The sequence below is a fragment of the Streptococcus pantholopis genome, assembly GCF_001642085.1.
Taxonomy (GTDB): domain Bacteria; phylum Bacillota; class Bacilli; order Lactobacillales; family Streptococcaceae; genus Streptococcus; species Streptococcus pantholopis.
Genome location: NZ_CP014699.1, coordinates 2,002,804 through 2,014,675 on the forward strand (window position 1 = coordinate 2,002,804; position 11,872 = coordinate 2,014,675).

At 40.6% G+C, this 11,872-nt stretch carries 12 protein-coding genes; 3 read left to right on the forward strand and 9 right to left on the reverse strand.

What is annotated here, in order from left to right; all coding sequences use genetic code 11:
• Positions 1-63: 63 nt before the first annotated feature.
• The gene (ptcA, locus tag A0O21_RS09225; protein WP_099092225.1) at positions 64-1,077 is read right to left on the reverse strand and encodes a putrescine carbamoyltransferase; all 1,014 of its coding nucleotides are present in this window, start codon (positions 1,075-1,077) and stop codon (positions 64-66) included.
• A gap of 221 nt (positions 1,078-1,298) precedes the next feature.
• Here ptcA and A0O21_RS09230 point away from each other — a divergent pair, with 221 nt between their 5' ends.
• Together A0O21_RS09230 and yaaA are read left to right on the forward strand one after the other, a co-directional pair.
• On the forward strand, positions 1,299-2,255 hold the full coding sequence (locus A0O21_RS09230) for a helix-turn-helix domain-containing protein (RefSeq protein ID WP_067064515.1): 957 nt from the start codon (positions 1,299-1,301) through the stop codon (positions 2,253-2,255).
• A gap of 68 nt (positions 2,256-2,323) precedes the next feature.
• Positions 2,324-3,070 carry a peroxide stress protein YaaA gene (gene yaaA / locus A0O21_RS09235; protein WP_099092226.1) on the forward strand — a complete coding sequence of 249 codons (747 nt, stop codon included), beginning with the start codon at positions 2,324-2,326 and terminating at the stop codon, positions 3,068-3,070.
• Positions 3,071-3,181: 111 nt separating this feature from the next.
• Here yaaA and nrdG read toward each other — a convergent pair whose 3' ends face one another.
• The 8 genes from nrdG to A0O21_RS09275 form a co-directional block, all read right to left on the reverse strand.
• A complete protein-coding gene (nrdG, locus tag A0O21_RS09240) occupies positions 3,182-3,796 on the reverse strand; it encodes an anaerobic ribonucleoside-triphosphate reductase activating protein (protein ID WP_067065280.1) in 615 nt (204 codons plus the stop codon).
• Between the two features lie 490 nt (positions 3,797-4,286).
• Positions 4,287-4,784: a GNAT family N-acetyltransferase gene (locus A0O21_RS09245; RefSeq protein WP_067064517.1), complete on the reverse strand. Its 498-nt coding sequence runs from the start codon at positions 4,782-4,784 to the stop codon at positions 4,287-4,289.
• Positions 4,785-4,796: 12 nt separating this feature from the next.
• Positions 4,797-5,750 carry a Gfo/Idh/MocA family protein gene (locus A0O21_RS09250; protein ID WP_067064519.1) on the reverse strand — a complete coding sequence of 318 codons (954 nt, stop codon included), beginning with the start codon at positions 5,748-5,750 and terminating at the stop codon, positions 4,797-4,799.
• A 266-nt stretch (positions 5,751-6,016) separates the two neighbouring features.
• Entirely contained in the window at positions 6,017-8,215 is a 2,199-nt protein-coding gene (nrdD, locus tag A0O21_RS09255) for an anaerobic ribonucleoside-triphosphate reductase (protein WP_067064521.1), read from the reverse strand.
• 96 nt (positions 8,216-8,311) lie between these two features.
• Positions 8,312-9,892 (reverse strand): DUF2079 domain-containing protein, encoded by a 1,581-nt coding sequence (locus tag A0O21_RS09260; RefSeq protein ID WP_227806871.1) that lies wholly within the window; start codon positions 9,890-9,892, stop codon positions 8,312-8,314.
• Between the two features lie 143 nt (positions 9,893-10,035).
• Positions 10,036-10,341 (reverse strand): DUF1292 domain-containing protein, encoded by a 306-nt coding sequence (locus tag A0O21_RS09265; protein ID WP_067064522.1) that lies wholly within the window; start codon positions 10,339-10,341, stop codon positions 10,036-10,038.
• A 55-nt stretch (positions 10,342-10,396) separates the two neighbouring features.
• Positions 10,397-10,816 carry a Holliday junction resolvase RuvX gene (ruvX, locus tag A0O21_RS09270; RefSeq protein ID WP_067064524.1) on the reverse strand — a complete coding sequence of 140 codons (420 nt, stop codon included), beginning with the start codon at positions 10,814-10,816 and terminating at the stop codon, positions 10,397-10,399.
• Positions 10,813-11,082, reverse strand: a complete 270-nt coding sequence (locus A0O21_RS09275) for an IreB family regulatory phosphoprotein (RefSeq protein WP_067064526.1) — start codon at positions 11,080-11,082, stop codon at positions 10,813-10,815. Before A0O21_RS09275 ends, ruvX begins: the two co-directional genes overlap by 4 nt.
• 268 nt (positions 11,083-11,350) lie before the next feature.
• Between A0O21_RS09275 and A0O21_RS09280 the strand changes: the two genes are divergently transcribed.
• Positions 11,351-11,791 (forward strand): LytTR family DNA-binding domain-containing protein, encoded by a 441-nt coding sequence (locus A0O21_RS09280; RefSeq protein WP_067064528.1) that lies wholly within the window; start codon positions 11,351-11,353, stop codon positions 11,789-11,791.
• The last annotated feature ends 81 nt before the right edge of the window (positions 11,792-11,872 follow it).

The window sequence follows — 11,872 nt, forward strand, 5'->3', positions numbered from 1 at the left end:
ACTTTTAACAGCAGTTAAAACCGCAAATTCTCTGCTATTTTCCTTTACAGCTGTTTGGACTGCTTATGACAACAGCTCTTCCAGCTCTAATTTAGCTTTATTCTGTTTTGCTGTATCATAAGGATTTCGCTGTGCAAAATCCCGCATCAAATATACCAATAAACCGCGGATTGAAGTCAGGCGATTTTCTGCCTGATCAAAGCAGATAGACTGCGGACCGTCAATAACCTGGTCTGTCACTTCTTCACCCCTAGTGGCAGGCAGGCAGTGCATAAATCGACACTGGCTGCCGGCTTTATTTAAGAGGGTCTGATTGACTTGATACTTAGGATAAAAAATTTGCATACGCTCCTCTTCTGACAATTCAGCCTCATATAGGCCATACCACACGTCAGTATAGAGAAAATCGGCTCCTGTAACGGATTCTTCATTATCCGTGATAGTATACCGGCCTCCGGATTGTGCACAAATATCATCTAATACAGCCCTATACTTCTCGTTTAGCTGGAAACCTTTCGGGCCGAAATGAATGAATGTCATTCCCATTTTAGTTGTTATCAAACCAAGTGAAAAGCAGACCTGAGTCGCATCGCCTACAAAGACAACCTTACAGTCTTCTAACTTTTTACCGGCCGGTAAATGTTCCAGTATCGTACATAAGTCGCCGAGCTCTTGAGTCGGATGATTATAGTCTGACATCCCGTTAATCACCGGAACAGAGGCACAGCGCGCTAAATCAACAACACTTTGATGGCGCTCTACACGCGCCATCAAAATATCATCTAAACGGGATAAAACAGTGCTTGTATCTTCAATTGTCTCATGGCCGCCGAGCTGAATCTGCCCAGGAGCCAGATACTGGGCATGCCCTCCAAGCTGTGTCATTGCTGTTTCAAATGAAACACGCGTTCGGGTAGAAGACTGCTGAAAAATCATGCCCAGTGTTTTATGCCTGAGCAAGGGAGGATAATAACCGTTTTTAATGCAGGCCTTAATCTTAAGAGATAAATCCGCTATGCTCAGCAGCTCCTCTTTGCTGAAGTTTTCAGTTGTAATATAATCTGTTTTCGTCATAATTACTACCCTCCTATTACATCAATTGATAACTTTCAGCAAAAGTATACAGCTGATTAGAAAGCGTTTACAATAATCTTTGAGATCTAATCTTAAAATAAGGAAAAAGGCTAAACTGAGAAAGGGTTTACAAAAGGTTTAGGCCAAGGTTTATAAGGTTCAACCTAAAGAGTTTATTTGTCTGTGATATAATTTAGGTAGTAAAGGATAGGAGGTGATACTGTATGACTTTGATTTACATTTGTAACCTTTTGCTGACTATTCTGTATGCTATCACTCTGGCACTGTGTTCCCATAACTTCCTTTTTGAGCGGAACCAGCGTATCAAAAAAATACTGTTGGCTTTAGCCGTGTTCTTTATCTTTTTTACTCTGGATAATTGGATCATTTCCATGACAGAGCTGATTGCTTCCTTTGAGAGATATTATAATCAAACCTTTTCAGGACTTTCCTTTATTAAAACCGTCATTTTTCTTGTAAGAAACTATTGCATGCTCTTTATAATCAGGCTTTTGCGGCAGGAAAAACCGCTGACTGCTGACTATAGCATATTGGCAGGAAACGCTGTCTGGATGCTTATTATGCCTCTGTTTCCTAGTTCACAAATACAAGTCTATCTCTACTATCTGCCCAATCAGTTGTTTTTAGCTTACTGCGGATTTTTAGCTGCCCAAAAAAGCACAGCCTCTGTCAGCCAAGTCGGACAAAAATATTTGAAGAAAATAGCTTTGCTGACAGCTCTGGCTGCCTTTTTCATTTTCTTGGAAGACAGCTTTGTGATTTTTAATATTGATAATTATGATCGTCTGGATATGCGCATTCAAAACCGCAATTTTTCCGAAGCTCTCTTTTCCGTATGTGCCAGCGTTCTTACCATTTACTATCTGATAAGAGACTATCCTCTCTATAAGCAGACAGAAAAAAAGAAACTCTCTGAAGAAGAACAAGCTAAGCGTTATATCGATGCTTTTTGTCAAGACTACCAGCTGACTAAAAGGGAAAAAGAAATTTTTCTGCTCCTTCTTGAACATCGGCATAATCAGGAAATTGCGGATGCCCTATTTTTATCTTTAGGAACGGTAAAAACCCATGTTCACAATATTTACGTCAAACTGAATGTCAATAGGCGTGAGGCTATCGGCCAATTATATCAGCAGTACTGCCAAAAAATAAAAGACTGACAGGCCCGTTCTTTACATCTGAAAGCAATTATTTGACAAGCCTCACCGCTGATTTTTATAATAGAGCTATGTTGACATTTTTAATCCCCACAGCAAAAGAAATGGCTGCTCCTGAGCAGACTTATCCACATCATGTTTCAGTTAAAACACAAACCCTCATTACCCATCTCAGCCAAAAATCCCCTGAAGAACTGGCTGAGCTCTACCGAATCAAGCCGGCTGCTGCTCTTCTTGAATTTGAACGTTGGCAGACAGCCCAAAAGGGGAAGGCTGCTGCCTACCCTGCAATTGCATTATTCAATGGGCTTATGTACCGTCAGATCAAAACTGACTTTACTGCCAAGCAGGAGAAGTTAAGCCGTGTTTATATTACTTCAGCTCTATATGGAGTAATTCCGGCTGAGCAGCCGATTGTCCCCCACCGCTTAGATTTTAACTTCAAATTAGAGATTGAGGGCTCCTCTTTAAAAAATTATTGGCGCGGTGAATATGACCATTTTGCTCAAAAACAGGATACTATCATTTCTCTGCTCTCAGCTGAGTTTGCAGCTGTTTTCTCACCTGAGCAAAGAAAACAGTTTATCAGCCTTGAGTTCGTGGAAGAAAAAGATGGGCACTTAAAAAAGCATTCAACTATTTCTAAAAAAGCACGCGGACAGCTTTTAACTCAGGCTCTTAAGGAAAACTGCCAAACTGTAGAAGAACTCAAAGGATTAAATTTTTTTGGCTTTTCTTACTGTCCCCATTTATCCACAAACAAACAGCTGGTTTTTATCAAAACAGCAGCTGCCTCCAATATACAAAAAACCACCTGAAATAAGGCAATTTCAACCTTATTTCAGGTGGTTTTTAGATTTCAGCAAAACTACCGTTTACAGAACTGAATTGTCAACAGGCTGTGGAAAATATACTCCCAGCACAAACTGTCAAATAAGTTTATCACGGCTGACCTGTTCAAAGTTTTCCTCACCGTCATTAAGTTTGTCCCAAATAACAACCTGTCCTGCCTCCAGAGACTTTTGAACATCAATAATCCGCTGATTAGATGACCCGCGAAACTGCAGCATCAGGTTCTTCTTCTTTATATCAAAGCGTCCGTCGACCAAGATATCAACCAAACGAAGCATTTCAAGCTTATCAGGTGTTTCTTCCATTAATTCTTCCCAGGTATAACCGGTCCAAGACCAGATATCCTTATCAGGAAGTTCTCTGCGAACACGCTTAATAAGCGGTAAAAGGATACCAGTATTTAAGAAGGGCTCGCCACCAAGAAGCGTCAGCCCCTGAACATAAGGCTGGGCCAAATCCACCATAATTTGCTCTTCCAGCTCCTGCGTATAAGGAATACCGGCTTTAAAAGACCAAGTTGCCGCATTATAACAGCCCTGACAGTGAAACATACAGCCAGAGACATACAATGAATTTCGAACCCCTTCACCATCAACAAAGTTAAAGGCCTTATAATCGATAATGCGCCCCTGACTCAATTCTTCTGATTTCCACTCTTTTGGCTTGGGAGTATTCCAAGTTGCCTCACTCACCACCATCACCCCCTTATAACAAGATACAAAGGCCGTTAAAAGAGCAAAGCAAAAATAGGAAAACTGACGAAGAGTCGCTAAGACTCTAGGAGATTTTATCTTTTTTGCACAGCTCTTAGGCCGTGTTCAATTCCAACAAGATACAAAGGCCGTTAAAAGAGCAAAGCAAAAATAGGAAAACTGACGAAGAGTCGCTAAGACTCTAGGAGATTTTATCTTTTTCCCGCAGCGTTTAGGCCGTGTTCAATTCCAACAAGATACAAAGGGCGTTCAAGCTCACAGCAAAAATAGGAGCCTGACCGCCGAGTCGCTAAAGACTCTAGGGAGGGCTGTACTCACAGAGCAGCCACATTCGTATGTCAGCTTACGCTTCCTACGACTGCGTCTCTTTTTGCAAAGAGCTTACCGTGTTCAATTACATAAGGTACAAAGGCCGTGAAGAACGCAATGTAAAAATAGGAGCCTGACCTCCGGATAGCTGCTGCCTCCTTTATAAATGAATCCAAAAACGTTCTATCGCTTCTCTGGTATCTTCGTAAATGCCGCCGTTAGCCAATATAATTTTTCGGCTGGCATCATTGGTTTTATGACAGGTTACAAGCACCGGATTGATATTTTTATTTCTAGCTTCTTTCAGACCTAAGCGCAGCTGCTCTTTAGCATATCCTTTGCCGCGATCGGACGGGCGAATAGAATAACCAATATGGCCGCCCTGATTGAGCAAATAATCATTAAGTCGCAAACGCAGATGCAGAAAGCCCAAGGCTCTGCCGGTTTCGTCAAAAGAAACAAACTGGATAGCCGGTACAAAATGCTCTGGGATATTAATTCCCATCTCACTTTGCAAGTTATTTTCCAGCCAATTATCATAATCAAAGCTGTCAGCCTCCCAAAAGCCGCCATCATGCATTGATCCGGTTTGGCTAAATTCTGTCATTAAATCTAAAACAGCTTCTTTATCTGCTTGATTGGGGCGTCTGAGCTGCATACCTAACCCTTTCTATTTTGGTAAAATGACACTGAGATTTCCAGAATTATGTGCAGACCGATTAATTTGATCGCAGATCCAGTGACTGAGTAAACTTGACTGCTCCTTTACAGGATTGTCAAAATCCTTGACACCTTCTTTACAGTTTTTGACAGCCTGCAAAAAATTGTCAACAATCCCCTCGAAGCCCCTTTTATAAAGAGTTGATACCCAAGAACCGAAAGATTTGCTATCGACCTCATCACCTTGGTAGATTGACAATTCTGTCAAGTTAACCAAACTGTATGTCCCTTGTGGACATTGTATTTCAATATTTTCTTTACGTGAACCTGCCTGTAAATTCATAGAAGCCTCAGCTAATTCAGTCTCGCTTTCAAGAATAACCTTAACTTGAATCAGTTTGTTATCTTGCTTCTTGCAGCTGAAATAACCGCTTACCGGCTGCTGATCCATAAGGAAAAGAACCGTATCTAAAGGATGAATAAAAAGATCAAAAAGCTTATACTGAAAATCAGCCGGTGCATTGACATCGTTTTTACTAGCGATAATCTGAGTTTTATTGGAAACAGTCTTCATTTCAGCAATTCTAGGCGCAAAACGCCGGTTAAAACCTGCCATAAGAAATGTCCCTTTGTCTGCGGCCAAATCATAGAGAGCTCTACTGGTCTCATAAGACTCCGTCAAGGGTTTATCCATGTATACCGGAATGCTGCGTTTAAGAAAAAGCTCTGCTATTGTCCTATGAGCGTCAGTCGCCGTATGAATAAAAACACCATCTAAGGGAGCTCTTGCTAGCTCTTCCAACGAATCATAGCTTTTAGCCTGACCAAAGAGAGCACCGGTCTCTTCTAACACCTTTTTCTTTCTAGTAAAGATATGCCAGCAAATCCCAGGCAGCTGGCGCATATAGGGCAAATAAGCTTTCTGTGCAATTCCGCCTAAGCCAACAATTCCAATATTAAGCATTGCAGTCTCCTTATCCTCTTGTCCTCTTTTTACCTTTATCTGAAACAGCCTTAGCATTTGCTCAGTTATACGTTTCTAATCTCTGTCTTTTCTCTTGAGATAAGAAGGGTCTGGGACAAAAATCTCCCAGACTCTGATGCGGCATTCTTTATATAAGTACAGCAGCTAATTTCAAGCCAAATTTAAAGTGGAAAAGGGTAGGCCAGTTTAAGTTTACTCTGTCAGCCAGTTCTCCATTCTCTTTCTGAATTTCCAAACCGTTTGTTTTATTGACCCGGATTTTTAATCGTTGAGCCATTCATATGTTTAACTCGGGCCGAAATTTCCTTATGACGGCCGTTAACCATTGGACGGGCCTGTGGATTGCCTAAATAACCACAGGTGCGTTTAACGACATCGACCGTTTTGGGATCGCTGCTTCCACAGTTAGGACAAGTAAAACCGCGTTCAGTTGGCTGAAAATCTCCTTCAAACCCGCATTCATAGCATTTGTCAATTGGTGTATTTGTTCCAAGATAGCCTACCCTATCATAAGCATAATCCCAAACAGCTTCCAGCGCTTTAGGATTTTGCTGCAGCACAGGGTATTCGCAGTAATGGATAAAACCGCCAGTTGCTCCGGCTTCTGGATACACTTTTTCAAAATCTAACTTTTCAAATGGTGTAGGATTTTTTCGCACATCGTAATGGAAAGAGTTGGTGTAGTATTCCTTATCCGTAATGTCAGTCACTGGGCCGAATTTCTCAAGATCCAGACGGCAGAAGCGATCTGTCAGACTTTCTGACGGCGTAGAGTAGACAGAAAAATGGTAATCATACTCATCTGACCAGTCATTACAGTAATTCTTCATGGCTTTGACAATGTTAACCGTAAAGGCTTTGGCCTCAGGATTATTTTCCCAATTGCCGCCATAAAAGACCGTAGCAACTTCATAAAGTCCGATATAGCCAAGAGAAACGGTCGCACGACGATGTTTAAAGAGCTCATCAACATTATCATACTTACCGAGACGCTGACCGAAAGCCCCATATTGGTAAAGGATAGGGGCGTTTGAAGGAGTGGCTTCTTTTACACGTTCAACACGGTAAACAAGAGCATCTTTGGCGATTCCCATCCGTTCATTAAAGATTTCCCAGAACTTGTCCATATCACCATTGGCTTCCATGGCAATACGCGGCAGATTGACCGTCACAACACCCAAATTCATACGGCCGGAGTTGACTTCATTGCCCTGCTCATCTTTCCAGCCTTGCAGGAAAGAACGGCAGCCCATAGGAACCTTAAAAGAACCTGTTAAATCAACAATTTTATCATAAGAAAGGACGTCCGGATACATCCGCTTAGTGGCACATTCAATCGCTAACTCTTTGATGTCATAGTTAGGCGTTCCCGGCTCTAAATTCAGACCCCGTTTTAAGGTGAAAATTAGTTTAGGGAAAATAGCTGTTCTGTGTTCGCTGCCAAGCCCTTTAATACGAATATTGAGAATCGCTTTTTGGATTTCACGTTCAAACCAGGATGTTCCCAGACCAAAACCAAGTGAAGTGAAAGGCGTCTGACCATTAGAAGTAAACAAAGTATTAATTTCATATTCTAAGGACTGCATAGCATCATAAATATCTTTTTTCGTTTTGGCACGCGCATATTCCTGACGCTTATCTTCCAACACCCATGCTTCTGCATCCCGGAGATGTTTTTGATAATTGAGCTCAGCGTAGGGAGCCAGTGTTTCATCAATACGGTCAGCTGAACAGCCGCCGTACTGGCTGGACGCTACATTGGCAATAATTTGCGAAATCTGCGCTGTTGCAGTTTGGATAGATTTAGGGCTTTCCACCTCCGCATTGCCGATTTTAAAACCATTGGCCAGCATTCCCTTAAAATCAATCAGACAGCAGTTTGTCATTGGTGTATAAGGACTGTAGTCTAAATCATGATAATGAATGTCCCCCTTTTGATGGGCATTGGAAACATGAGGCGGCAGCATTTTCAAACCGAGTGACTTTCCGACAATGCCGGCAGTAAGGTCACGCTGGGTATTGAAAACATCACTGTCTTTATTGGCATTCTCATTGACGACAGTCTGATCTTTATTAATCAGCTTGTCAATTGTAAAATTAATATCTGTAGCCTGAGAACGCTCAAAATCACGCTGAGTCCGATAATTGATGTACTCTTTGGCAATAGCATATTCACCTGCAGCCAGCAGCTCATGCTCAACAATATTCTGGATTTCATAGATTTTGATATCATCACTAAAACGCTCGTAAATCTCAGCTATGATGCGATCTGATATTGCCTCTAACTTAGCTTCTACAAGCGGTGAAATTTTTGTCACAGTATTGCTGGCTTTTAAAAGCGCACTATAAATTTTATTAGCATCAAAAGCTACCAGACGGCCATCACGTTTGATGACCTTAATACTTGGCTGCGTAACAATTTTTTCTTTTTCCAGTGTAATCATATCTTTTCTCCTTACTCGTCTATTATAACACGCAGCAAAAAAAAATCAATATGTTGTGCCGATTTTTTTATTTAGACACAACATATTGATTTTTTCTTATTTTATCTGGTAGACAGTAAAGGCAGAAAGACCATCCAGAGACAGGGCTTCATAATTAGCAAGCAGATGATTTCTCAAAGTCTCAGATATTGTCTGACTGTTATTGACAACGACATAACTGGCCCCATTTTGCAACAGCTCATCTTCTAAAATTTTGGCATTGGACGCCTTTGCTGTGTAGACGGTCGGTGAGGAAAACTGCGAACTGCTGTTTAATTCTCCAGCCAAATAAATGCCGGCTGTCCTATCCCAGACATAGACGGTTGTACCATCAGATACTGTTTTTTTAAGGTATTTGGCAACAGTATGACGCTCCTGATGCGTACGGTAGTTAATCGCATAGGATCCTAAAGGCAGGGCAAAAGCCAGCAAAATAACCAGCAGGGGCAAATAGGCATGGCGGGTGAAAAAAAGCCCAAAGACTTTACCAGTACCAGTTGCCTTTTTACGGCGGTGCGACCTACGTCTGCGCCTTGCCTGATAAACTCTGTTTATCCATAAAGCTGTTAAAATAAGGCCGAAAGGCAGAAGACTCAGCAAATGATAAAACTGAAAATCCTGAGCAAGACAAACCATTGTGATTTCACACAAAAAGACCAGCAAAATCAGCCATTTAATCACCTTATCTTCTGACTGCTTATTTAATGCTTTAGGCAGAGCAAAAATACCGAGAAGAAGACCTGAAGCAAGAGCTAAAAACAGCTGAAAAAGCAGAGACAGCCACAGGTTGGCATTCCCGCTGGCAAAGAAAGTAAACTGATAGATAACAGCCTGTGCAATATAAGCTGATAAAATTTGAAGATTTAAAAGGAAATAGACAGCAAAATAGATGACTAAAATGACACCGAAAATAATGCATAAAAGCTGATAAAAGCCTCTGGCCATATGCCTCTGTGCCAAATTATAGACAGCGATAGTCAAAAAGGACAGAACCCAGAAGACCAAAGTCCTAGGTTCAAATAAAATAGAGAGCGCTCCGGCAAAACCATACAGAATAAAGGCTTCATCTCTAATTATTCCCGCAAAGTACTTAGTCAGAAACCAGAGACCGATCAGTACAAAAGGCATCGCCCACTGTACAGGGTACAAGCCGCCAAAGCCCAGTGTCCCGTTTAAAAGGTAAAAAAGACAGATAAAACTGTAGGCCACTTCCGTACTGGCAGTTAAAAATCTAATAATTTTATAAAGATAAATACCTGAGACATACATGGCCAAAAACTGTACAGGAATTAACCAGACAGTTGATCCTAAAAGATAGCCTAAAGCAATAAGGACATAATAAAAGAAGCCACCTGTTGCAAAAATATCAGTGTAAGGAAGTTCCCCCTTCGTCAGCATTAAGCCAGTGTAGAGATTTTGTGACTGAACATTGTTTGCCAAATCAGCAAATAAGGGCAGAGCCACTGTACATACAGCCAAAATGAGGCTGAACAGCAAGATAGAAAATTTATATTTATTTAAAACCTTGGTATTTGGCTTTTTAGATTTAGCAACAGATAGCTTCTTCTCTGGTTCTTTCTGATCATAACGCTCAACACGGCTGTATATCTTGTTAGCCAAGTCATTTTCTTTTGGCATTACTCTACATCTCCTTGATTAGTCTACTTCCAGTATATCAAAATATGCGGTATAGTCAATTTATCATAGAGCTGAGACACAATCCCTCTCAGCAATAAAAAAAAGAGCTATGCTCTTCTCAAAGTTGATAACTGAAATACCGATTAATTATCATCTAAAAAACTGTTAAAGACTTCCTCAATCATATTCCATTCAGCCTCTGAATCTTCCGGAATCGGCTGCAAATCCCCTTCTGTTCCATCCTCATTTTCGGTGTAGGCATAAGCTTGAATTTCAATTTCATCCTGATCAGCTTCTTCTGCACCGGCCGGAACCAAGAGAACATAATTTTTTCCAAACTCTTCCTGTCCGTCAATGGTCAGCAAAATTTCAAATAAAGTTTCATTTCCCTGTTCATCAACAAGTGTAATCACTTCATGCTCATGTTCATGCTTATGGTTATGCGCCATTCATTTCTCCTCAATTCTATCTGTTTTTAGATTTAAAAGTCATCCGATTCCAGTTTTAATAGTTACGGTCAAGATAATTCTGTAAAATCAGCTGAGCAGCAATTTTATCAATAACTTTTTTCCGTTTCCCGCGGCTAAGATCAGCTTCCTCAACCAGCATACGTTCTGCCTGCATAGTAGTCAGACGCTCATCTTGATAGTCAACCGGAAGCTTAAATAAGCTTTTTAGCTGATCGCCGTAGGCTCTGCTGGCCATAACACGCGGACCGCTGGTATTATTCATATTTTTGGGAAGACCGATGACAAATTTATCTACCTTGTATTCTTTTACTAATTCATTTAATCGGTCAAAACCAAACTCCCCTGCTTCTTCATTGATTTTAATAATTTCCAGACCTTGAGCTGTCATGCCTAAAAGATCGCTGACCGCGACTCCAACCGTTTTAGAACCAACGTCGAGACCCATTATTCTCATTTCAGATCAATTCCATTTCCTTGGAGATAATAACGAACCAATTCCTCAACAATTTCATCTCGTTCATACTTGCGAATCTGATTTCTGGCATCATTATAACGCGGCACATAAGCAGGATCGCCGCTCAATACATAACCAACAATCTGGTTAATCGGATTATAGCCCTTTTCTTCTAAAGAACGGTAAACTGCTGTCAGCGTCTCACTGATTTCTTTTTTATTACTATCATCTAAGTTAAAGCGGACAGTCTCATCTGTAAACCCCATACTGACACCCTCTTTCTAAATAACTTTATCCTTTATTATAACTTATTCCCGGCAATTAAACAAGATTTTAATACTGAAAATACAGGCTTTTTCGGGCTAAAATGGAAAAATAAGACAGCCTTCCCAAACTGAAGTTCTATATTCAAACGGTAAAGATGCCGCCCTATCATTAAAAGAGACCACTTAGACCCCTAAAACAGCCACTTATCCTAATTTCCTAGAAAAACCTCCTAAAACCGACTATACTAATTAAAAAGGAGGACTGACAATGAAACTTGAAATCATTAAAGATCTAAGTCTCAAAGAGACATTTATTAAAATCTATCTCAGTCATATGAATCCTAAAAATCAGAGAATTATTGATTTTATAAAGTATGATTCTGACTATAATTACCTTTATGGCAGCCGGAATAGCAAAATTTATCTGCTGCAACCTGACTGGATTGTCCGATTCTACACAGAAAATAAAAAAGTCTTTATTGAAACAGCGCAGTCAATTTATCAGTCTAAATACCGTCTTTATCAGTTAGAAGAGCTGCTCCCCAAATATTTTATCAGAAGTTCTCATAGTGAAATTATTAATACTAAACAGATTAAAGAGCTCAATCTCAGTTTTAAGGGCACTATACAAGTTGTTTTTAAAAGCGGCCAAAACACCTTTGTTTCCCGCCGTTCTATCCCTAACTTTAAAAAAGCACTGGGACTCTGAAATGCTGACTGATCTTTGTTGAATTGAACATGCCCTAAGAGCTCTGTTCTGACAGGGGTGCGCCTGCGAAATCAGAGATTT